The following is a 23144-nucleotide window of genomic DNA, read 5'->3' on the forward strand; positions in this document are numbered from 1 at the left end:
TATGACTCATCGTATTGTCATCGTTGGCGGCGGCGCTGGCGGTCTGGAGCTGGCCACCCGCCTGGGTAAGACCCTGGGCAAAAAAGGCACAGCCAGCGTGACTCTCGTCGACGCCAACCTGACCCACATCTGGAAACCGCTGCTGCACGAAGTCGCCGCGGGCTCGCTCAATTCCTATGAAGATGAGCTGAACTACGTGGCTCAGGCCAAGTGGAACCACTTCCAGTTTCAGTTGGGCAAAATGACCGGGCTGAACCGTGAAGCACGACAGATTCATCTGGCAGCGACTCTGGATGAAGACGGTCTGGAACTTGTTCCTGCGCGCAGTCTGGAATATGACTCGCTGGTGATTTCAGTCGGCAGCACCACCAACGACTTCAACACGCTGGGCGCAGCCGAACACTGCCTGTTTCTGGACTCGCGTAAACAAGCCGAGAAATTCCACCAACAACTGCTCAATCACTACCTGCGCGCCCACGCCGGGCAAACCGACACCGCTCAGGAAATCACCGTGGCCATCGTTGGCGCAGGTGCGACGGGTGTTGAGCTGGCGGCTGAACTGCATAACGCCGCTCACGAGCTGGCTGCTTACGGACTGGGCCGCATCAAGCCGGAAAACCTGCGCATCACTGTGATCGAAGCCGGCCCACGTGTATTGCCTGCACTGCCGGAACGCATCGGCGGGCCTGTGCATAAAACCCTGGAGAAGCTTGGCGTCACAGTGCTGACCGATGCGGCCGTCAGTGAAGTGACTGCCGACTCGCTGATCACTGCGAGCGGCCTGGTGATCCCGGCCACGCTCAAGGTCTGGGCAGCGGGCATTCGTGCACCCGGTTTCCTGCAGGAAATCGACGGGCTGGAAACCAACCGCATCAACCAGTTGCAAGTGCTGCCAACGCTGCAAACCACTCGCGATGAAAACATCTTCGCCTTTGGTGACTGCGCAGCCTGCCCGCAAAAAGGCTCGGATCGCAACGTCCCGCCGCGCGCCCAGGCCGCGCATCAGCAAGCGTCGCTGCTGGTCAAATCGCTCAAACTGCGTATTGAAGGCAAGCCGCTGCCGGACTACAAATACACCGACTACGGCTCGCTGATCTCCCTGTCGAAGTTCTCGGCGGTGGGTAACCTGATGGGCAACCTGACCGGCAGCGTCATGCTCGAAGGCTGGCTGGCGCGCATGTTCTACATCTCCTTGTATCGCATGCACCAAATGGCGCTGTATGGCACCTTCCGCACCCTGATGCTGATGCTCGGCAGCCGTATCGGCAAAGGGACCGAGCCGAGAATGAAGTTGCATTAATAACCGCCCTTCCCTGTAAGGGCTGCCGAAGGCTGCGAAAGCGTTAACGCTGACGCATCGCTATTTTTCTGCAGGAGCTCACGAGCACCGCGAGGCAGCGATAGCGTCCCGTCTGATACAACGCTATCGCGGCCTCGCGGTGCTCGTGCGCTCCTACAGGTCTACTGTATGGCGCGCGACAGCGCCAGTAATGGCATATCGCTTCTTTAGTCCCATAGACACAGGCATACTCGGCGTTCATGCGGTTCCATGAAATGGATGTTGAGGATTTGCGCTATGTCGACGGTGCCTCGTTTTACCGATCATTACCGTAAAGCCGACCGCATCATGCTCGGGCTTTTGTGGCTATGTTTTGTCTACGCCTTGGGGCTGGCGACACTTCACTCGACTTTCGGCCAAGCCGTTCTGGTCGGTGGCGGCACTGCCCTCGGGATGACTGCGTTGTATCCCGTCCTGCGCGGTACTCGCTTGTTTCGCTGCCTGACGGGCGTGGCCCTGATGGTCATGTCCGGTCTGCACATCAATCAGACGCAAGGCCTCATCGAAGTCCACTTCGGTATTTTCGCGCTGTTGGCGGTGCTGACGTTCTACCGGGACTGGCTGCCCATTGTCGTGGCTGCCGCGACCATCGCTGTTCACCATCTACTCTTCCATGTGCTGCAGCATGCAGGTTATCCGGTTTACGTGATGCAGCATCACGGCGGTTGGGATGTGGTCTTCATCCATGCCGCCTATGTCGTCGCTGAAAGCGCTATCCTGATTTATCTCGCCATCCACAGCCATCGCGAAGCCAGCGAGAACCAGGATCTGCTGGACAAAATCCTTCAGGCCGCTGCGCGTCTGGATAAAAGAGCAGGCGTTACTGAAAGCCGCGCCGGCATGCACTCCTCCCAGCGCTTTGATGAATTCCTGGCGTTGATCACCAATACCGTGGGTGGCGTGATTCATGAAACCAGCGGTTTGAGCGACATGGGTCGCCAGCTGTCGGTCGCAGGCGAAACGCTGGACAAAGGCGCCCAGCAGCAACTGGCAGAAATCACTCGCATGGCTCACTCAATGCAAATGCTCACCACGGCACTGGATGACATCTCGCAACACGCCAGCGAAGCGCATCAGGGTGCCAACAAGGCCAATGAGCAATTGGTCAAAGGTCGCGAATCAGTCGACCAGGCCAGCAAGGACATCTCCAACCTGGAGTCGTCCATCAGCGGCGCCAACCAGAGCGTGCAATCGCTGGCAGAGCAGGCAGAAAAGATTGGCAAGGTGATCAACGTGATCCGCGAAATCGCCGAACAAACCAATTTGCTGGCGCTCAATGCCGCCATTGAGGCTGCCCGCGCGGGTGAGCAGGGCCGAGGGTTTGCCGTGGTTGCCGATGAAGTTCGCGGCCTGGCGCAGAAAACCGCAGGCTCGGTGGAAGAGATACGCCAGATCGTCGAATCATTGCAGAAGGAAAGCCGCACCGCTGCGGACTCGATGCGTAACAGCGGCGAAGAAGTCGAGCGCTGCGTCCAGGCTAGCCAAATGGGCTCCGAACTGTTGAAAAGCACCGTCGCCGATGTGCTGGAAATCCACCGGTTGAACGTGATGATCGCGGGCACCACCGAACAGCAATCCGCTGCATCGGTGGGCATCAATGATCGCCTGACAACCGTCCACGCCATTGCGCAGAACAATGCCACGGATGTCGTAACCCTTATTCAGTGCAGCGAAGACCTTTTGCCAATGGCTAACCGGCTTCAGGCGCTGGGCGCGGCGTTTGCGGTGAAGGGTTAAGGCCTTAACGGGTTGAACAGCAAACATTGGACTGTAGGAGCTCACCGAGGTTACGAGGCCAGCGATCGAGGAGTGTCAGACAAACCGCTATCGCTGGCCTCGTAACCTCGGTGAGCTCCTACAGGAATTGATACAAATCAGAAATCAAGCCGACAAGTGTTCGTACAAGATCGTCGCGCCCACCAGTATCAGCACCAAGCCGCCAATGATCTCGGCGCGCTTGCCGACCATCGTCCCCAGTACCCGGCCCAACATCACACCAATCGTCACCATGGTCATGGTAGCCAGACCGATTGCAGCGGCTGCGACGAGAATGTTCACGTCCACAAAAGCAAGGCCGACACCGACGGCAAGCGCGTCGATGCTGGTGGCAAAAGCAGTGACAGCGAGAATCAGGAACGAATGCTGACCGGCCTTTTCCTCTGGCTCTTCATCATCCTGCTTCACGCCGTTGTAGATCATGTGCAAGCCGAGAATCAGCAGCAGCGTAAAGGCGATCCAGTGATCCCAGCTTTCGACGAAGCTGCTCGCGGCATTACCGATGGCCCAGCCGATAACGGGCGTGATGGCTTCAATCACGCCGAAGATAAGACCGGTACGTAACGCTTCGATAAAGCGCGGTTTGTGCAGGCTGGAGCCTTTACCGATGGCCGCTGCGAAAGCGTCCGTGGACATGGCCAAGGCGACAAATATGAGGGAGATGGGGCTCACGGTTTACTTCCAGTCGGGCTATGAGTCAACGACACATCCACACGCCCGACTTTAGGCATGGATATGTCGCTGGTCTCGCCAACCAAAAGGTGCTCGTACCACGGCTGCTGCCGAGAATGTTGATACGAACGCTGCTGACGTCACTCAGCAGCAGGCTACTCCCCAACGAAGGTGGGCATCATACCCGTTCAGGGCATGAAAATATCGTCAAACGGTTCACAAGTTTCGGGGCGATACGCGATTTATCTGAGTAACCCTATTCCTGTGGGAGCTGGGCTTGCCCGCGATAAGGCTGGACGCGATTCACTTCAGATCGCATCCAGCCTTATCGCGGGCAAGCCCAGCTCCCACAAGGAATGCACTCCAATTCAAACCGTCATGTGAAGTTAATAACGTCACTGCACATTCCGATACAACATCAACCGCGCACTCTCATGCAGCCCCAGGGTCAGCGCTCGCAGGCGACTGAACTCCTCCGGGTGCCGCTCTGCAACATCCTCCAACGGAGTTGCCGAGGCCAGGTCATGCAGCGTCGGCGAGGTGCCGTCGTGTTCCATTTGCAGTAAAAAGTGCCGGGTGACACCACCGATCAACGGGAAAGTACCTTCGCGCAGCACCAACGGCACGACGCGCTCACCTTCAGGTGCAGGCTGCTGGATATCCCGGCCCATGGCACCGTTGCTGAACGGAATCCCTGCCATACCCGCCACGGTTGGCAACAAGTCCGCCAACCCGACCGCCTCCTCGACAACCTTCGTCCCTATCAGGCCTGGTGCGTGGATCAACATCGGCACGTTGTTGCTCTCCAGGCCCAATTGCTCAAATGCCGGAGGCATATGCGGGATCTGGCTGATACGGGTGTTGTGGTCGCCAAACAGAACAAAAATCGTGTTTTCGTAGTAACCGCCCGCCTTGGCCAGCTCCATCAGCCGCCCGATATTGAAGTCCAGCAAGCGCACTGCGTTGTATTGCTCCACGCTGCGCGAACCCGCTGCCTGCACTTGCTCGAGGCTCAGATTGCTGACTTCAAAACCGTCGTTTTCTTTAGGGATGGTAAACGGCCGGTGATTGCCTGCCGTCTGCAAATAGGCGAAAAACGGCTGATCCTTGGGCAGCGCGCGCAGGATTCGGTCGCTTTCCTTGAACAGATCCAGATCGGAAATCCCCCACACATCCACCACAGGCGAACGCCAGTCACGCTCGTCATACAGTCGAATGTCGACGATGCTGCGGCGGATCAGCGCGTTCATGTTGGCCCAACCAGAGTTGCCGCCAATCATGTACAGCTTCTCGTAACCCTTGAAATCGTTGATCAGCGTATTTTGCCGGGTCAGCATCGGGTGCCGGGTTGCGGTTTCCTGACGTGTAACGTCGGGAACCCCGGTAATGCTTGCCCACACGGTCTTGGCGGTTCCGGTAACCGGCACGTAGAAATGCCGAAAGAACCAGCTTTGCTCAGCCAGCCGATCCAGATTAGGGGTCGGATTGAGCGGGTTGCCATACGCCCCCACAGCACTGGTGCCCAAGGACTCAAGCATCACAAACACTACGTTCGGCGGCCGGGTAGCAGCCACGTTGTAAGGCTGCACGTCTTGCTGACGCTTGAAGTTCAGGCTTTGTGGGTCTGGTTTATCGACGCCCAGGTAATCAGCGACCACAGAATAATGGCGGCGTACTACCTCTTCGTCATAACGCGACTGCCCTACCTTGAGCGTGTCATAGAGGAACAGCACCGGATTCAAACCCAGCGCGGCGACCTGACTGTTTCCCGAGAAGAACGCGTCACTCCAACGCAGCGGGACCGGGTTCTCCAGATTGAGGTTTTCAACGCGACCCAGCAGCCCCAATAAAGTGGCCAACGTCACCAGTACTGCGCCAAATGCGGCAGACCAACGCGTGATCGGTTTGGCCTGGCGCTCAAGGGTAATCTGCTCCAGCCCGATGAACGCCGCGATTATCACCCCGATACCGGCGAGCCAACTGGCGGTGATCCACAGCACTGGATAGGTTTGCCAGAGCATGTCCCGGGAAATCTGCGCGTCGTCCAGATAGCGCATAACACTGGCGTTGATCCGCACACCCAGATACGCGTAATGACCAAAATCGACGATGTAGATCAGAGTGACCAGCGCCAATACAACGGCGAGGTACCCCCGCGCCAACCAGCGCAGCATCCTCACGCTCAGCAGATTCCAACGGGGGAACCACAACAGCACGACGAGGGGTAACGCCAACAGCAGGGCCAAACGTAAATCGAAGCGAAAGCCAATGCCCAGCGTCTGAGCGACGGTGGCGTCAGTGCTCAGGCTGGCAGGATCAACGCCGGAGAAGCCGAAGAAAAACACCAGCCGCAAAACACTCAGCAGCACCAAAAAAAGCACGGTCACGCCCAGCCAATACAGCAAGCGCCGTGATTGCAGCCAACCCATTTTCATCCCCTTGACTCTTACACTCACAAGCCCGAAACCGGCTTGCCGTTTGATAGTGTTGATGGCTGGCGACTGCGCCAGCGACGATAGATGCCACGCACGACCATCACCACCAGCGCCACACAGCAATACAACGCCAGCAACGGGTCGATCAGATAATCCCAATAGTTTTCCGAAGGCTTGCTACGCACTGCGAAGGCCAGTGTCGCGCCTGCCAACATCACGACGCCCAAGCCATTGCGCAGGTACAGCAAGCCGAAAGCGATGACTGCAACGGCAATGATCAGAGGGCGCGGATTAAAGCCCAAGCGATAAGGATCGCTATAGCTGAGGCCTAATGTGGCCGGATAGAGAACCAGTGCCAGCGCAGCAAAAACGATCACCACGACGGTGCCAGGTCGACCGACTCCAGGCAGTTTCACACCCAGACGCTGCAAGGTGAGCCAGACAAGGACGATCGCGGTCGTGATCGCCAGATCGTCGGTAAAGCTGCGCACGTACGCCGCCAGCGAAAGACCATTGATACTGACAAAACCCAGCACTGAAGCACTCGCCAGAATGATCAGGCGCCACTTCAGGTTAGCGACCCAAGAAGCCGCCACGATGAACAACGTCAGGCTGAAAAACAGATGAGCTTGCCACAGAGACATCACAGTAATTGCTCCGCCAGCCAGGCTTCATTGAAGCTGACGTGTTTGATAAAGGTGTTATTCCACGAATAAACCAAGTGGTAGAGACCGTCGGGGCTGCGGATGAAGTACGGATACTCATACTCAAAGTCGCAGCCTTGAGGCGAGCACACACGCTGATCGAGATTGCTCAGGAACTTTTCCTCAAGCGGATGACGGCGCACGCCGCTGGAGGCGCGGAAACCTTCGCCGATGATTTCCTTGTAGGCATCAAAGGAAAACGGATTGCCCAGCGGATCGGGCGACTTATCCAGATCGATCAGCGAGGTCCAGTGATCCATCTGCTCGTCCGTGCCATAAAGGCTCAATTTGAAACGACCGTCGCGCAGGTCATTCAGCGCGACCAACAGACCGCGATCGGGCGTGCCAACTGCAGCCAGCGAGGAGTTGGGATTGCTTGGCGCAAGAGGCAGCGGTTCACTCCAGGTCTGACCGCCATCCTCGGTGCGACTGGCGAGCACTTTGTGATGCGTGTTGCCCGCGTAACGCAGCAGTGCGACCGCGCGCTTGCCATCCAGTGGCACCACCGTTGGCTGCAGAGAGTTCTTGCCGCGGCTGATACGGAATTTGTCGATCACATCACCGTCGGCGCTCAGGTACAGGTACTCGGCAAACTTGCCGAGAAACTCGTGGTAAACCGGCAGGCCGATCGAACCGTCAGCGTGAAACACTGGTGCGGCGCGCACCAATGTACTGATGTTCAGGAACGGCGAGGTGATCAGTTGACGAGGCTGCGACCAGTTCTTGCCCATGTCCTCGGAGACCATCACGTTGACCGAACTGCCTGCCCAGCCGCCCACCGAGACCGAGACATAGAACAACCACAAGCGCTGGTCCGGTGCCAAAGCAACCACCGGGTTACCGAGTTTGCGAATGTACTTGCCGGTGCCCTCCTGAGTGGACTGACGCGTTGCCAGCACCTGCTCATCGCCCCACTCGCCAGCACGTGCGTCGAATCGCGAGGCGCGGATTTCCACATCGCCCGCACCTTCACGAGAGCCCGCGAACCACACCGACATCAGGTCGCCACCGGGCAAGGCGGTCACCGCAGACGAGTGAACAAAGTCATCCAGATCAGAGGACGCGAAACGGCTGCTATAACTGGCTTTTGCCGCAACGCCCGAAACCGGCGTTAAAACGGGTGCAACAGCGAAGCCGGACAAGCTGTGCTGGGGATGGCTGAACCAGGCACCGATGAAAATCAGAGCGAGCGCAAGGTATGCACTCAAGACAGGTACATTGAAAGAAGTCAGTCGCATGGGGAGTGATCACAATCGTGAAGGCAAAATGTCTGGGCTCAATCACGTGGCTCTTCGGCAAGTGGCCGTCGCCGACCCGTGATCATCGACAACGGCAGGTTGTCCTTCACCTGATAACTTTCAAACAGTGCCGCCGCTATGTGCAGGCACACCACCAACGCCAGGCCGTCAGCCAGCGTTTCATGAATCTGCTGAGGCCAGTCTGCGCCCCACAGGGCATCCACTTCGGTCATCAGCCATCCGGTCAAACCGATACCGCAAATCATCGCCATCATCAGCACCATGACCAGCGCGCCCAGCGGCGAATGCCCAAGCCGATGTTCCGGCTGACGCCTGATTAGCGAGCCAACGTGGGCACGCAAACGCGCAAGCGTCGGCCAGAAATCGGACCAGCGCGCACTGCGCGGCCCGATGAAACCCCACACCACTCGGACCACCAGCCAGGCAACCGCGTAGTAACCCAGCCAGACGTGCCAATCGTCACCGGCTTCATTGAAGAAGTAATTAGCGACGAAAACACCGGCCAGGGAAATGTGGAACAGCCGCACCAGCGGGTCCCACAGGCGCAGGGTCGGCCGAGTCATTAGCCTTTGATCTCGGTCTTCACAGCTTTACCGGTGACCGGATCGTGGTAGATCTCGACTTTGCGTTTGTCTTTGTCGAAGCCGTAGATTTCGTAGCAGTTGCCGTCAGTGACTTTGAACTTGCTGATCTCGTAACCCTGAGCTTTCAGTTGCTCCTGGAATTTGCCCTGATCCTGCCAGGTGGAGCGTTCGGCAGTGGTGCATTGTGGACCGGCAAGGGCCAGCGGACTGGCGAGCAGGAAGGGAACCAGCAACAGGACTTTACGCATGGCAGACACTCGTAAGAACTAAGGAGCCGCTACTGTGCGAAACAAAGCTTAGCGAAAGCTTAGGACGCAACAGACCGTTACATCTTCCCCGACGCAAGGCCCTGCCCGAAGCGCTGGCGTAGCGGCATCATGTGCGCCCTCACCGGCTGAAACCAATACGGAACACCTTATGCGCCTGCTCCTTGTGGAAGATGACCGCGCCGTAGGCCAGGGCATCCGTGTCGCCCTCGGCAGCGAAGGCTATACGCTGGACTGGTTGCAGGACGGCGCGAGTGCTTTACATGCCTTGCGCAGCGAGCGATTCGACTTACTGTTGCTTGACCTTGGCCTGCCGCGTCTGGACGGCATCGACTTGCTGCGTCAGATTCGCGCGGAGCAACAGTCCCTGCCTGTATTGATCCTGACCGCTCGTGACGGCACCCCCGACCGTATCGCCGGGCTGGACGCTGGCGCTGATGACTATCTGGTCAAACCCTTCGATGTGGACGAGCTCAAAGCCCGGGTTCGTGCACTGCTGCGACGCAGTCAGGGTCGTGCGCAACCGTTGCTGGAACATGGGCAAATCAGCCTTGATCCGGCGACCCAACAAGTCAGCTTCAACGGTGTCGAAATCGCCATGACGCCGATGGAGTATCAGTTACTGCATCAACTGATGATCCGGCCCGGTAAAGTCGTGACCCGCGAGCGTTTGTCGTCGACGCTTTACGGCTGGCAAGACAAGGTGGAGAGCAACACGCTGGAGGTGTTGATCCACAACCTGCGTAAAAAACTCTCCGCCGAATTGATCCGCACCGTGCGCGGTGTGGGCTACCGGATCGAGACCTTGTCATGAGTTCAGTTCGCGCGCGCATTCTCGTCCCTGTGTTGCTTCTGCTGCTGTTGGGCGACCTGACTATCAGTTGGTTGGCGCTACGCGATAGCCACAATGAAATTGAAGAAGTCTACGACGCCCAACTGGCGCAAAGCGCACGCCTGCTGCAGGGCGTTCTGCGCCAACGGCCACCGGGCGAGACCGACCTTGATCGGCTGTATCAGGCTTTCGATGAAGCCATGAGTCGAGTGGGCGGCGGTGAGGCTGCTCATCCCTATGAGACCCGTTTGACGTTCCAGATCTGGCGCAGCAACGGCGAACTGTTGGTGCGCTCCGCCGAGGCGCCGGAGCTGGACGGCCCGCCTGTTACCGAGGGCTCACATGATTTCCTCAAAGACGGCAATGACTGGTGTGGTTTCCTGCTGGTCGACGCGCAGCAAGGGTTGCTGATCTGGGTCGGCGAGCGTGACGATGTGCGCCAAGACCTAATTCAGCGCATCGTCCGCCACACCTTGTGGCCCACTGTGATTGGCGTTCCCCTTCTGGCCCTGGCGATCTGGCTGGCGATTGGCTGGGGTTTGCGCCCACTGCAATTCATGGCCAGCGTCATTCGTCGACGCGAGCCGGAGAGTCTTGAGCCGCTGCATCTGGCACCGCTGCCCAAAGAGCTGGAACCGATGCAGACCGCGCTCAATCGCCTGCTGATCCAGATCGAAAATCTGCTGGAACGAGAGCGCCGTTTTATCGCAGATGCGGCCCACGAACTGCGGACACCGCTGACCATCCTGCGCATCCACGCGCAAAACGCCAGACAGGCGCAACTGCCGGAACAACGCGAAGAGGCGCTGGACTATCTGGTGCATGGCGTCGACCGCGCCACGCGGATTGCCAGCCAGTTGCTGACCATGGCGCGCTTGGAACCGAAGGTAAATCAAAGCGAATTGCAGACGTTCGACCTGGGCAGTCTGGTACGTGAAGAACTTGCCGAACTGACACCGCTGGCGGCCGAGAAAAAAGTAGAACTGGTCTTTGATGGGGTAGAAAATTTCCGGTTACACAGTGATCCCGCGGCCATCACTGTGGCCTTCCAGAACCTGCTGACCAACGCCCTGAATTTCGCTCCGGCCAACAGTGAGATTCGAGTCATTCTGGACCACAGCCATGACGGCCTGGCCGAGTTGCGCGTCGAGGACAGCGGGCCGGGCATCGACGAAAAAAATGCACCGCGCCTGCTGGAACGTTTCTACAGCAATGGCCACAGCAACGGTGCAGGGCTGGGATTGGCCATCGTCGAAATGATCGTCAAGAAACTCGACAGCACCCTGCAGATCGGCAACCGCCCCGATGGCGGATGTTGCGCGCAGTTGCGGCTGAGGAGTCTAGGGACCTGAAGTTGCTGGGCCTGTCCGCTGTCGCTCAACAAATACTGACCTGTAGGAGCGCGCGAGCAACGCGAGGCCGCGATAGCGGTGTATCAGACAGGACGCCATCGCGGCCTCGCATTGCTCGTGCGCTCCTACAGAAAAGCACTCCAATCAGGTAGTTGCATTTTTTCGAAGCTAACGAGCAAGGCAAGGTAGCGATGACGGTGTGCTGATTTTCTCCGGACAATGCGGCAGGACAAAAAGGTTACGACATCTTAATGAGAAAAAATGTCATTTGCGGATAGTATGTGTTCTCGAATTCTTCATCTTGGCAATTCTGATCACTATTTGCCGGGTAATGCCTTAAGGACATAACCATGAGCCGCCTCGCAGCCCAGTCTTTTTCTTTCTCCAAAGCCCTCGTCGCTGCAACGGGTTTGTGGCTGCTGGCCCAGACCAGCCTGGCGGCGGACTTGCCGCAACGCTGGGTTTCGGCGGGCGGCTCGATCAGTGAGTGGATCGTCGAGCTGGGCGGCGAGTCGCGGCTGGTGGCCGTAGACACCACCAGTCAACATCCAGCCAGCCTGGAAAAGATGCCGAAAATTGGTTATCAACGCCAACTCAGCGCTGAAGGCATTCTGGCACTGCGTCCAGACTTACTGGTGGGCAGCGAGGAAATGGGGCCGCCACCGGTGCTGGAACAATTGCGTCGGGCTTCGGTGCGTGTCGAGATGCTGTCCTCCAAACCGGAACTCCCGGCACTTGAAAGCAACCTCAAGCAACTGGGTTCGTGGCTGGGCAAAAACGATCAGGCTCAATCAGAGTTTGCAGCGTTTCGCGACAACCTGAACAAACTCTCCAGCCGCTTGGCGACCAACAAGGACCAGGCACCACGCGTGCTTTTGCTGGTCGGTGGCGCCGGCGACCGGCCACTGGTGGCAGGCTCGGACACGCTGGGTGCATGGTTGCTGACCCAGGCCGGAGCCAATAACATCGCCACGCACAAAGGTTACAAACCGCTGTCCAGTGAGATGCTGCTGGGACTGGATCCGGCTTTCATTGTCATCGCTGACCGGCGAATCAATGGTCCCGAGGCGGCACAAGCACTGGTCGCGCAAAACCCTGGCCTCGCCAGTAGCCGCGCCGTACGTGAAAACCATTTGCTGCCGCTAGACGCCACGCTGCTGGTCGGCGGCCTGGGTCCTCGTCTGCCCGCCGCTGCCGAAGCACTGGCCCAAGCTTTCCGCCCAAGCCTCGGCGCGACGATCGCCCATAAACCATGAGCCTGAGACTTCAGGCCAGACCCTTATTGATTGGCCTTGGCGGATTGACGCTGGTCAGCGTCCTGCTGTCGTTGACCCTGGGCCCGTTGAATCTGGCGCTGGTTGATACCTTGCGGGCCTTGGCGCATATCGCAGGCTTCCCTATAGCAGCCGATGAACAGGCCGTGCTGGTCATCGGTCAGATTCGACTACCGCGCACATTACTCGGCATTGCCGTGGGTGCGGTGCTGGCGATCACAGGCGTTGCCATTCAAGCGTTGTTCCGCAATCCGCTGGCCGATCCAGGATTGATCGGCGTCTCCACCGGCGCAGCGTTGGGCGCAGCATTTGCTATCTGCCTGGGGGGTATGGCGGCCCCTGCCTGGTTCCAGCCGTATTTGCTTTCGTTGTGCGCGTTCGCTGGAGGTTTGGGCGTGACGGCCATTGTCTACCGATTGGGTTACCGCGCCGGGCAGACCCGCGTCGGGATCATGCTGCTCGCCGGGATCGCCATCACCGCCATGGCAGCCGCGCTGATCGGCCTTCTGGGTTATTTGGCCGATGACGCAACCCTTCGGCAACTGACCTCCTGGAATCTGGGTAGCCTCAACGGTGCCAGCTATGCGCGTCTCTGGCCCTTGCTAGTGATTGTGCTGGCGGTCGCCGTCTGGTTACCGCGTCGGGCAGCGGCCTTGAACGTGCTGTTGCTGGGCGAATCGGAAGCCCGACACTTGGGTATCGAAGTTGAACGGCTCAAGGCCGAGCTGATTTTCTGCACAGCACTGGGCGTCGGCGCAGCGGTTGCCGCAGCCGGTCTGATTGGGTTCATCGGGCTGGTCGTCCCGCATTTGTTGCGGCTGCTGGCGGGCCCCGATCATCGACTGTTGCTGCCTGCGTCTCTGCTGGGCGGCGCGAGTCTGCTGCTCCTGGCCGACACCATTGCGCGCATGCTGCTGACCCCCGCCGAGTTGCCGCTGGGGATTGTCACCGCACTGCTCGGTGCACCCTTTTTTCTCTATCTATTGATACGTAGGGGGATTTGATGCTCAGCGTTTCTGGCCTGGGGCTGCAAACCGGTAGCAACTGGCGCTTGCGTGATATTGACCTGAGCTTAGTCGGAGGCGAAGTACTGGGTGTACTCGGCCCTAACGGCGCGGGCAAAAGCAGCCTGTTCGGGGCTATGAGTGGCGAGCTTTCACCGAGTACCGGCCACGTGTTGCTGGAGGGCGAATCACTGAGCACCTGGACAGGACGCGAACGGGCACAGAAGCTGACAGTACTCCCACAGACATCAACCCTGGAGTTCGATTTCCTGGTCAATCAGGTAGTGGGGTTCGGTCGTTTGCCACACGACAGCGGCGCGCAAGCCGACGCCGAAATCGTCGAACAAGTGTTAGCTCATTGCGCCCTGAGCCACCTGACCGAACGATCATATACACAACTGTCCGGCGGCGAACGCCAGCGGGTACAACTGGCTCGCGCCCTCGCCCAGCTCTGGCCTGCCGTACCCGGCAAAACCCTGTTGCTGGACGAGCCGACCGCCGCCCTCGACCCACGCCATCAGCACGCATCCCTGCAACGAATCCGGCAACTGGCCGCCGACGGCGTGTCAGTCGCGCTGGTGTTGCACGACCTGAACCTGGCTTCCCGCTACTGCGATCAACTGCTCTTGCTGGCCGAAGGGCGCATCCACGCCTTGGGCACTCCCGCCGAAGTGCTACAGCCGCATGTGCTGCATGAGGTTTTTGGCCTGGAAGTACTGATCCAGGAACACCCCGTGGACGGCTACCCGGTAGTCATCGTTCGCTGATCTAGAGCACAAATCTGGACACTGAGGTACGCAGCTCCTGAGCCAGTACCTCAAGTTGCTGCACGTTGTTGTTGGCGTGGCCGACGGAATCTGCGGTGGCCTCAACCATATTGGCAATACGCTCGATATTTTGCGCCACACTGGCACTGGCCTGGCTTTGCTCACCCGTCGATGCCGCCACCTCACGCACCTGCACCAGCGTGGCAGAGGCCTCCTGATTAATGTGGCGCAAAGCATTCGCGGCCTTTTCAGCCAACTCCACCCCTAGTACCACTTGCGGGGTCACGGCTCCCATTCCCGCAACGACCGAACCGGTATCTGTCTGAATCGAGGTGATCATGGCGGTGATTTCCTCGGTTGCCAGGGACGTACGCTGAGCAAGGTTCCTCACCTCATCTGCCACCACGGCAAAGCCGCGTCCCTGCTCCCCCGCCCGTGCAGCCTCAATGGCCGCATTGAGCGCCAGCAAGTTGGTTTGACTCGCGATGTTTTTGATGACGCTGGCGATGCCATCGATTTCATGGGTCCGCGTGACCAGCCCGGCAATCAGCTGCGAAGCGTCCTCTATCTGCACCGACACTTGCTGAATCGCCTGAGCGGCATCATTGACCAGTCTCTCGCCCTGCGCAGCAAGCTGTGTGGAGTTCGCCGAGTTCTTCTCGGTTTCACCCGCGCTATAGGAGATGTGTTCGATGGTCACCGACATTTCCTCGATCGCAGCAGCCGTCGCGGTTGTCGCATCCGAGGTTTGCTGCGACGCAGAATCCAGCTGATTCATTTGTCCCGACAGACCATTGGCTGCCTGTCCTAATTGTTGCGCATTGTGCTGAATGGAGTTGATCATTTCCCTGAGGTTTTTCTGCATCTGCGCGACGCTGTACAGCAGGCTGAGCTTACCGGGACTGTAAGCAATGGTCTGACTTAGATCACCATTAGTAATGGCGCCGACAGCACTCGCGGCGTAAGCCGGCTCACCGCCCAGGCTGCTGTAGATACTTTTCGAGATACGCCACGCGACAACCACCACGATCAGGATTAATACAATACCGACAACAATGAAGTCATACGCCAACTTCCAGTAGGCCGTTTCTATATCGGCGACAAATATGCCGAAGCCGATAAACCAGTTCCAGTCACTGATGCGTGTAACGCCGTTTATTTTTGGCACCACCGCTTTGGTTTCGGGGTGGGTTGTAATGTCGTCGTAATAATAGAACTGGGTGGTGGCCAGGTTATCGACGTAATTCTGGATACTGGTTTTGCCGTTAGCGGCCTTTCCGAGGTCAATTTTCCCGACCTTGTCGGCGATGGCGTGCACCAGGCCCAGGCCGTCAATACTCCGCGCCCATATGTATGTTTGTGTGCCGTTGCGCATATTGGTGAGCGCTTCAACGGCTTTAGCCTGAGCCTCAGCGCGGGTCAGCTTGCCACTTTTTTCCAGCCCCTGAAAATAAGCCACTTGCTGGGTGGCGAGACTAAGCACGGTGTGGATTTCGTTTCGCTTATCTTCCTGCATGGTTGAGTGCAGGGTGTTCAAGGCCAGAATACCAATCGTGGCGAGGCCCACAATAGAAGTAAAAACCAGAATCATCAAACGGTGCGATAACTTCACGTCCAGCTCCTTGAAAAAGCCCTGGGGCTCTTTTCCTTCGGATTATTAGTTTTATATACGAAGTAATGGCTATCGGCCATTTTGGGCAAGACTTTACTGACTAGTTGAAAATTAGTTCAGATAATTTTCAACCAATAAACTAAACAGCACATACATACATATAAGAGCACAATCGTAAAAGAATTACCGCCTTACAGCATCCTACGTCTTGGCGAACTGAAGTCTCGATTGAGCACTTCAAACATCTCGTCAACACATTGGCGCTTACAACAACTGCGCTTTAATTGTTCGGCGGCTTGATCCCATAGCAAACGATGTAAGTGCCGGCAGGAAAAACAGCGTCAGCACGGTGGCGATGGCAATACCCCAAGAATCGCCACGCCCCCCAACGGATAGCCCGTAACCAACAATGCTGCGACAACACCAATGAATCCCGGCGGCACCACACTGACCAGAGAGTTAGCTTCTTGACTATGTTTACGGCGCTTACTCACTGCCTTAGGTGCATGGAGGTTGCGACGGCGGGAGCGGTCTTTTCAGTCAGGCCACAACGCCCACTTCACGCGACCCCATTCCCGCACCAAAACGCAGACGCAAAAAAGCCCGATTTGAGCACCAGGCTTAAATCAGGCTATTTTGTGAAGATGGTCGGGGTAAGGGGATTCGAACTCCTGACATCCTGCTCCCAAAGCAGGCGCGCTACCGGACTGCGCTATACCCCGGGTGAAACTTTTTAAAGACGCCTCAACAAGCCGTCTGCGATTTGATGCGAATGGCATCAGATCTATAAGATTCGGCCACGGTATTTCTACTGAGGCCAAAAATGGTGGGTCGTGTGGGATTCGAACCTACGACCAATTGGTTAAAAGCCAACTGCTCTACCAACTGAGCTAACGACCCAAAAATGGTCGGGGTAAGGGGATTCGAACTCCTGACATCCTGCTCCCAAAGCAGGCGCGCTACCGGACTGCGCTATACCCCGATACAGCTACATTTTGAAATCTGGCTCCACGACCTGGACTCGAACCAGGGACCCAGTGATTAACAGTCACTTGCTCTACCAACTGAGCTATCGCGGAACGTATCGATTTCAGATGCAACTTCTACAACTTACTGCTCTGAACTAACGCGCTGTTAACTTGTTAATTCAACCTCTTCGATGTGTTTGCATCGCTGCGTTCACGTCTCTGAGGCGCGCTATTCTACAATTTTAAAAAGAGGTGTCAACCCCTTAAATTGCTTTTAAGACAATGATTTGCGATTTTTTTTCAGATGGCCTTTAAGCCCTCGCAAATCCAACAATCAGCAGCGCCAGGCCCACCTGCGATAGCACACCGCTGGCGAGCCTGAACTGCAAACCCCATCAGTTGAAGACGATTTCGTCGTCTACTACTGTGCCAGTGACGCTGGAGCCCGGCATGAGACCACCCGACAGAATCAACTGTGCAAGCGGGTTTTCAATCCAGCGCTGAATCGCACGCTTGAGCGGACGAGCGCCGTAAACCGGGTCGTAACCCACTGCGATGAGTTTATCCATCGCCTCAGGGCTCAGCTCCAGTTTCAGTTCGCGCTCGGTCAGACGGCTTCGCAGGCGAGCCAGCTGAATATCCGTAATGCCGGCAATCTGGTCGCGGGCCAGAGGTTCGAAGATCACCACTTCGTCGATACGGTTCAGGAACTCCGGACGGAAGTGGTTACTTACCGCATCCATCACCGCCGCGCGCTGTGCTTCGCGATCCCCCGAAAGCTCGATGATCTGCGCCGAGCCCAGGTTGGAGGTCATGACGATCACGGTATTGCGGAAATCCACTGTCCGGCCGTGGCTGTCGGTCAGACGGCCGTCTTCCAGCACTTGCAGCAAGATGTTGAAAACATCCGGATGCGCCTTCTCCACCTCGTCCAGCAAGATAACGGAGTAAGGCTTGCGACGGACCGCCTCAGTGAGATAACCGCCCTCCTCATAACCTACATAGCCTGGTGGTGCACCGATCAACCGCGCCACGGAATGTTTCTCCATGAACTCGGACATGTCGATTCGCACCATCGCTTCTTCGGTGTCGAACAGAAACTCCGCCAGCGCCTTGCACAGCTCGGTCTTACCGACACCGGTTGGGCCCAGGAACATGAACGAACCGCTTGGGCGATTCGGATCAGACAATCCCGCACGAGAACGACGTACCGCGTTGGAAACCGCAACCACGGCTTCGTCCTGACCAATAACGCGCTGGTGCAGCAGGCTTTCCATACGCAGCAGCTTGTCGCGTTCGCCTTCGAGCATCTTCGATACCGGAATCCCGGTCCACTTGGAGACGACTTCGGCAATCTCCTCCTCGGTCACCTTGCTGCGCAGCAACTGATTCTCAGGCTTGCCGTGCTGGTCGACCATTTGCAGGCTGCGCTCCAGGTCCGGAATGATCCCGTACTGCAATTCAGCCATGCGGTTCAGATCACCACGGCGACGAGCCGCTTCCAGCTCCTGACGCGACTGTTCGATCTTTTGCTGGATCTGCGCAGAACCGGTGACTTCGGCTTTCTCTGAAGTCCAGATTTCTTCCAGGTCAGCGTATTCACGATCCAGACGGACAATTTCTTCCTGCAGTTTTTCCAGGCGCTTGATCGCGGCTTCGTCGTCTTCTTTCTTTAATGCCTGGGATTCAACCTTCAACTGGATCAAGCGGCGCTCAAGGCGGTCGAGCACTTCCGGCTTGGAGTCGATTTCCATACGAATACGGCTGGCCGCTTCGTCGATCAGGTCGATGGCCTTGTCCGGCAACTGCCGATCGGTGATGTAACGGTGGCTCAGTTTGGCCGCCGCAATGATCGCGCCGTCAGTGATCGCGACTTTATGGTGGACCTCATAGCGTTCTTTCAAGCCACGCAGGATCGCGATGGTGTCTTCCTCGCTCGGCTCATCCACCAGCACTTTCTGGAAGCGCCGCTCAAGGGCCGCGTCCTTCTCTATATATTGGCGGTACTCGTTGAGCGTGGTCGCACCGACACAATGCAGCTCGCCACGCGCCAAGGCAGGCTTGAGCATGTTGCCCGCATCCATGGAGCCTTCGCCTTTACCGGCGCCGACCATGGTGTGCAATTCGTCGATGAAGAGGATGATCTGGCCATCCTGTTTGGATAGCTCATTGAGCAGCGATTTCAGGCGCTCCTCGAACTCACCCCGAAACTTGGCACCGGCGATCAGCGCGCCCATGTCCAGCGACAGCAAGCGCTTGCCTTTGAGGCCATCCGGCACTTCACCATTAATGATCCGCTGAGCGAGGCCTTCCGCGATGGCGGTTTTACCCACGCCAGGTTCGCCAATCAACACCGGGTTGTTTTTGGTCCGGCGCTGCAGCACCTGAATGGTCCGACGAATTTCGTCGTCACGGCCGATCACCGGGTCGAGCTTGCCTTCCTCGGCACGCTTGGTCAGGTCGACGGTGTATTTATCCAGAGCCTGGCGCGACTCTTCGACATTAGGGTCGTTGACGGCCGAGCCACCGCGCAGGTTGCTGATGGCATTCTCAAGCGCCTTCTTGCTGACGCCTTGGCCGAGCAGCAATTTGCCCAACTTGCTGTTTTCGTCCATGGCTGCCAGCAAAACCAGCTCACTGGAGATAAACTGGTCGCCCTTCTGCTGTGCCAGACGATCTGCCTGATTAAGCAGACGCGCCAGATCCTGCGACATATTCACGTCGCCCGTCGGGTTTTGGATTTTCGGCAGTTGGTCGAGCTCTTTGCTCAATTCTTTGCGCAGGCTGTTGATGTCGAAGCCCACTTGCAGGAGCAGAGGCTTGATGGTGCCGCCCTGCTGATCAAGCAATGCCTGCATCAAGTGCGCAGACTCAATGGCCGGATGGTCGAGACCTACCGCCAAGGATTGGGAATCAGATAACGCTAATTGCAGCTTGCTGGTCAATCTATCGATACGCATTAGTCACCTTCCTATATAAGCAGGCCGGAGCAAATAAACACACCTATGAAAAAAACCTGCTGGATGCCCAAGTACATGCGGGCGTTTGCGTGAGATTCAAGCTGAATTTAATTGACGCAGACCAGCATTGCAGTGGGACGTTTGAAAGATAGCCTCATGGATGAATTCGCGCACGGGTAAACGGTGCTATCGCTCTCATCAAACAAACAATAACTATCTAATCTGGAATGTTTTTCTGTGGGAGCTCACGAGCACCGCGAGGCAGCGATGGCGGTCTGTCTGATATACCGCTATCGCGGCCTCGCGGTGCTCGTGCGCTCCTACAGGTCCAATGTTTGCTTCGCAAGGCGCGTTCCTGCCTGACTTGCGTATGAAATCAGCCTCGATCGATCCAGATCAGCGACGCAAAACGACCGTTGCGGGCGCTTCGTCGGTAGGAATAGAAGCGAGGATCAGTGAAGGTATCGAAGCCACCGCCGTATACGGCAGTAATTCCGTGGGCTGCCAATCTCAAGCGAGCGAGGGCATAGATGTCGGCCATGAACCGACCCGAATTTTTGCTGGGCATAAAAGCAGCGTCGGTTTGCGGATGCGTGCTTATAAACGCTTCGCGAACTTCCGGGCCCACTTCAAAGGACGGTTGGCCGATGGCAGGGCCAAGCCAGACCATGATGTTCTCGGGTGCCACTTGCAGGCTATCGGCAGCAGCCTCCAGCACGCCAGCTGCCAGACCACGCCAACCGGCGTGAGCAGCCGCCACACGAGTACCGGCCCGATCACAGAAAAGTGCAGGCAGGCAATCGGCAGTCATGATGGTGCAGGCAATACCTGGCTTATCGGTCCAACTTGCGTCCGCTTCGACCACCTGGGTCGGATCGGCCTGCGCCACTCCCACACCATGTACCTGTTTGAGCCAGGCGGCCTGAATCTGCAGCTCTGACGTCAGACGCAGGCGATTGGCCGCGACGGCGTGTGGATCGTCATCAACGTGATCGCCCAGATTGAAACTGTCGAACGGCGCCAGACTGACGCCGCCATTACGGGTTGTGACGCAGGACTTGATCCCCGCAGGCGCGGGCCAGTCAGGAATCAGCCAGTCACTCACCCGATGAACGCCTCGCGATCCTGCTTGAGCAACGACAGCAGCCAGACGAAATCGTCAGGCAATGGCGATTCCCAGCTCATGCGCTTACCGGTGGTCGGATGATCCAGTTCCAGGAAACGTGCATGCAGCGCCTGACGCGGGAAGGTTTTCAACGAATCGACCATGGTCACGCTGGCGGCTGGCGGAATACGGAAGCGGCCGCCGTAGGCCTGATCACCCACCAACGGATAGTTGATGTGCGCCATGTGCACGCGGATCTGGTGAGTACGCCCGGTTTCCAGTTTGACCCGCACATGCGTGTGGGAACGGAAACGCTCAAGCACGCGATAGTGACTCACCGCCTGCTTGCCACCTTCCATCACCGCCATGCGCTGACGTTGCTGACCGTGACGGCCAATCGGCGCGTCGATCTTGCCGCCTGCAGTGACGACACCGATCACGATGCATTCATAGATGCGGCTGACGGTACGGCTTTGCAGTTGCGTCACAAGCTGGGTCTGCGCCTGAATCGTCTTGGCGACCACCATCAGACCGGTGGTGTCCTTATCGAGACGGTGCACGATACCGGCGCGCGGCACATTGATGATGTCCGGTACGTGGTGCAGCAAGGCATTGAGCAGCGTGCCGTCGGCGTGACCAGCAGCGGGATGCACGACCAGACCGGCAGGTTTGTTGATGACAAGGATCTGATCGTCTTCGTAGACGATATCGAGTTCGATGTCCTGGGCGAGCCACTCGCCTTGCGCCTCCTGCTCTGCAATCAATTGCAGAACAGCACCGCCGTGTACGATGTCACGAGGACGCAATACGCCTCCGTCCACCGTCAGACGGCCGTCCTTGATCCAGGCAGAAAGGCGCGAGCGCGAGTGCTCAGCGAATAATTGTGCGGCGACTTGATCGAGGCGTTGACCGCCCAATTCGGACGGCACCTCTGCGCGAAGTTCTATATTTTCGGACATGGCCAGACTAGGTGGCGGCTAGCCTTTGGTTTCGGCAGCGCGCTTGTGGTTAAATACGGCGTCTTTTGCCCCGGGGGTTCCGCGGGGTGCTCATCATAACAGGACGGTCACGCCCAAGACAGCGACCGTTATAGGGACGCAAGCCGCCATGCAAGTGAAACACCTGCTGCTGATAGCCATCCTCGCACTCACCGCTGCCTGCTCGTCGAAGGAAGTGATTGACGAAAACCTGAGCGAAGTCGAGCTGTACCAGCAGGCGCAGGCCGACCTGGGTAACAACAGCTATTCGACCGCCACTGAAAAGCTCAAGGCACTGGAGTCGCGTTATCCATTCGGTCGCTATGCTGATCAGGCACAGCTCGAACTGATTTACGCGAACTACAAGAACGGTGAGCCGGAGGCCGCAAAATCTGCTGCCGAGCGCTTTATCCGCCTGCACCCTCAGCATCCGAACGTCGACTACGCCTACTACATGAAAGGCCTGACTTCCTTCGATCAGGACGTGGGCCTGCTGGCGCGCTTCCTGCCGCTGGATCAGACCAAACGTGACCCGGGTGCCGCCCGCGACTCTTTCAACGAGTTCGCTCAGTTGACCAGCCGCTACCCGAACAGCCGTTATTCGCCGGACGCCAAGCAGCGCATGATTTACCTGCGCAACCTGCTGGCGTCTTACGAAATTCACGTAGCCGACTACTACCTGACCCGTCAGGCCTATGTAGCCGCCGCTAACCGTGGCCGTTACGTGATCGAAAACTTCCAGGAAACCCCATCCGTGGGTGATGGCCTGGCCGTAATGGTCGAGTCCTATCAGCGCCTGCATCTGGACGACCTGGCAGCTACCAGCCTGGAAGTGCTCAAAGCCAACTACCCTAACCACCCGCAACTGGTGGACGGTCAGTTCGTACCGCGTGAAGACGAAGCCGACAACCGCTCGTGGCTGTCCAAGGCAACACTGGGCCTGATCGAAAGCAATCCGCCGCTGCCGCCGGGCGAAACCCGCGCCAACCAGGACGTGATCAAGCAGTACGAAGACGCCAAGCAAGCCATCCCGCGTGAGCTGCTGCCAGAAAATCAGGAAGAGCTCGACGAGCAGGAACACGAAGCGGAAGGCAACAACGACCGCTCGTGGTTCAGCTACATGACGTTTGGTGTGTTCGACTGACATCCGCGTTAACAAAGAAGAGGCCTGAGGGCCTCTTTTTTTGTGCCCGGGATTACCCGCTTTTTCAGGAGCTGTCTTGGTGTACATCGCGTCAAACGGCGGGCCTGTAGGAGC

18 protein-coding genes, 4 tRNA genes, 1 pseudogene and 1 riboswitch are annotated in these 23144 nt (G+C 57.7%); of the genes and pseudogenes, 8 read left to right on the plus strand and 15 right to left on the minus strand.

Annotated elements, in window-relative coordinates:
* Nucleotide 1: 1 nt before the first annotated feature.
* Nucleotides 2-1300, plus strand: coding sequence for an NAD(P)/FAD-dependent oxidoreductase (locus ABRP31_RS23185; RefSeq protein ID WP_087274543.1), 1299 nt, complete (start codon nucleotides 2-4; stop codon nucleotides 1298-1300).
* A gap of 276 nt (nucleotides 1301-1576) precedes the next feature.
* Nucleotides 1577-3076, plus strand: a complete 1500-nt coding sequence (locus tag ABRP31_RS23190) for a methyl-accepting chemotaxis protein (protein ID WP_349969597.1) — start codon at nucleotides 1577-1579, stop codon at nucleotides 3074-3076.
* A gap of 144 nt (nucleotides 3077-3220) precedes the next feature.
* Here the strand turns inward: ABRP31_RS23190 and mntP are convergent, their stop codons facing one another.
* The 6 genes from mntP to ABRP31_RS23220 all read right to left on the minus strand — a co-directional run bounded on the left by mntP (nucleotide 3221) and on the right by ABRP31_RS23220 (nucleotide 9017).
* Nucleotides 3221-3787: a manganese efflux pump MntP gene (gene mntP, locus ABRP31_RS23195; protein ID WP_349969595.1), complete on the minus strand. Its 567-nt coding sequence runs from the start codon at nucleotides 3785-3787 to the stop codon at nucleotides 3221-3223.
* A 6-nt stretch (nucleotides 3788-3793) separates the two neighbouring features.
* A riboswitch (yybP-ykoY riboswitch) is annotated at nucleotides 3794-3963 on the minus strand.
* 219 nt (nucleotides 3964-4182) lie between these two features.
* Complete coding sequence (locus tag ABRP31_RS23200) at nucleotides 4183-6216, minus strand: LTA synthase family protein (protein ID WP_349973822.1); 2034 nt, start codon at nucleotides 6214-6216, stop codon at nucleotides 4183-4185.
* A gap of 23 nt (nucleotides 6217-6239) precedes the next feature.
* A complete protein-coding gene (locus ABRP31_RS23205) occupies nucleotides 6240-6869 on the minus strand; it encodes a hypothetical protein (RefSeq protein ID WP_349973820.1) in 630 nt (209 codons plus the stop codon).
* A complete protein-coding gene (locus ABRP31_RS23210) occupies nucleotides 6866-8164 on the minus strand; it encodes a sialidase family protein (RefSeq protein WP_349973819.1) in 1299 nt (432 codons plus the stop codon). Before ABRP31_RS23210 ends, ABRP31_RS23205 begins: the two co-directional genes overlap by 4 nt.
* Before the next feature lie 38 nt (nucleotides 8165-8202).
* A complete protein-coding gene (locus ABRP31_RS23215) occupies nucleotides 8203-8748 on the minus strand; it encodes a cytochrome b/b6 domain-containing protein (RefSeq protein ID WP_349973818.1) in 546 nt (181 codons plus the stop codon).
* Entirely contained in the window at nucleotides 8748-9017 is a 270-nt protein-coding gene (locus tag ABRP31_RS23220) for a PepSY domain-containing protein (RefSeq protein ID WP_027900126.1), read from the minus strand. Before ABRP31_RS23220 ends, ABRP31_RS23215 begins: the two co-directional genes overlap by 1 nt.
* A 169-nt stretch (nucleotides 9018-9186) precedes the next feature.
* On the opposite strand from ABRP31_RS23220, the gene ABRP31_RS23225 reads away from it, so the two are divergent.
* From ABRP31_RS23225 to ABRP31_RS23245, 5 genes are all read left to right on the plus strand, one after another.
* Nucleotides 9187-9849: a response regulator gene (locus ABRP31_RS23225; RefSeq protein WP_087272767.1), complete on the plus strand. Its 663-nt coding sequence runs from the start codon at nucleotides 9187-9189 to the stop codon at nucleotides 9847-9849.
* Nucleotides 9846-11219, plus strand: coding sequence for an ATP-binding protein (locus ABRP31_RS23230; RefSeq protein ID WP_349973817.1), 1374 nt, complete (start codon nucleotides 9846-9848; stop codon nucleotides 11217-11219). Before ABRP31_RS23225 ends, ABRP31_RS23230 begins: the two co-directional genes overlap by 4 nt.
* Nucleotides 11220-11569: 350 nt before the next feature.
* Nucleotides 11570-12475: an ABC transporter substrate-binding protein gene (locus ABRP31_RS23235; RefSeq protein ID WP_349973816.1), complete on the plus strand. Its 906-nt coding sequence runs from the start codon at nucleotides 11570-11572 to the stop codon at nucleotides 12473-12475.
* Nucleotides 12472-13497 carry an iron chelate uptake ABC transporter family permease subunit gene (locus ABRP31_RS23240; RefSeq protein ID WP_349973814.1) on the plus strand — a complete coding sequence of 342 codons (1026 nt, stop codon included), beginning with the start codon at nucleotides 12472-12474 and terminating at the stop codon, nucleotides 13495-13497. Before ABRP31_RS23235 ends, ABRP31_RS23240 begins: the two co-directional genes overlap by 4 nt.
* On the plus strand, nucleotides 13497-14264 hold the full coding sequence (locus tag ABRP31_RS23245) for a heme ABC transporter ATP-binding protein (RefSeq protein ID WP_349973813.1): 768 nt from the start codon (nucleotides 13497-13499) through the stop codon (nucleotides 14262-14264). Before ABRP31_RS23240 ends, ABRP31_RS23245 begins: the two co-directional genes overlap by 1 nt.
* Before the next feature lies 1 nt (nucleotide 14265).
* On the opposite strand, the gene ABRP31_RS23250 is transcribed toward ABRP31_RS23245, so the two are convergent.
* The 9 genes and pseudogenes from ABRP31_RS23250 to rluD form a co-directional block, all read right to left on the minus strand.
* The gene (locus ABRP31_RS23250; RefSeq protein ID WP_372489470.1) at nucleotides 14266-15129 is read right to left on the minus strand and encodes a methyl-accepting chemotaxis protein; all 864 of its coding nucleotides are present in this window, start codon (nucleotides 15127-15129) and stop codon (nucleotides 14266-14268) included.
* Between the two features lie 216 nt (nucleotides 15130-15345).
* Nucleotides 15346-15855: pseudogene (locus ABRP31_RS23255) on the minus strand (cache domain-containing protein); the annotation flags it as partial.
* 666 nt (nucleotides 15856-16521) lie between these two features.
* Nucleotides 16522-16598: transfer RNA gene (locus tag ABRP31_RS23260), tRNA-Pro, on the minus strand.
* 102 nt (nucleotides 16599-16700) lie between these two features.
* Nucleotides 16701-16776 (minus strand) — tRNA-Lys (locus ABRP31_RS23265).
* A 5-nt stretch (nucleotides 16777-16781) separates the two neighbouring features.
* Nucleotides 16782-16858, minus strand: a tRNA-Pro gene (locus tag ABRP31_RS23270).
* Between the two features lie 21 nt (nucleotides 16859-16879).
* Nucleotides 16880-16955, minus strand: a tRNA-Asn gene (locus ABRP31_RS23275).
* A gap of 284 nt (nucleotides 16956-17239) precedes the next feature.
* Complete coding sequence (gene clpB / locus ABRP31_RS23280) at nucleotides 17240-19804, minus strand: ATP-dependent chaperone ClpB (RefSeq protein WP_087272742.1); 2565 nt, start codon at nucleotides 19802-19804, stop codon at nucleotides 17240-17242.
* Between the two features lie 376 nt (nucleotides 19805-20180).
* Entirely contained in the window at nucleotides 20181-20909 is a 729-nt protein-coding gene (gene pgeF, locus ABRP31_RS23285) for a peptidoglycan editing factor PgeF (protein ID WP_349972592.1), read from the minus strand.
* Nucleotides 20906-21868 carry a 23S rRNA pseudouridine(1911/1915/1917) synthase RluD gene (gene rluD, locus ABRP31_RS23290; protein WP_087272735.1) on the minus strand — a complete coding sequence of 321 codons (963 nt, stop codon included), beginning with the start codon at nucleotides 21866-21868 and terminating at the stop codon, nucleotides 20906-20908. Before rluD ends, pgeF begins: the two co-directional genes overlap by 4 nt.
* Nucleotides 21869-22016: 148 nt before the next feature.
* On the opposite strand from rluD, the gene ABRP31_RS23295 reads away from it, so the two are divergent.
* Complete coding sequence (locus ABRP31_RS23295; protein WP_349972591.1) at nucleotides 22017-23030, plus strand: outer membrane protein assembly factor BamD; 1014 nt, start codon at nucleotides 22017-22019, stop codon at nucleotides 23028-23030.
* The last annotated feature ends 114 nt before the right edge of the window (nucleotides 23031-23144 follow it).

The sequence above is a fragment of the Pseudomonas caspiana genome (assembly GCF_040224095.2).
GTDB lineage: Bacteria > Pseudomonadota > Gammaproteobacteria > Pseudomonadales > Pseudomonadaceae > Aquipseudomonas > Aquipseudomonas caspiana.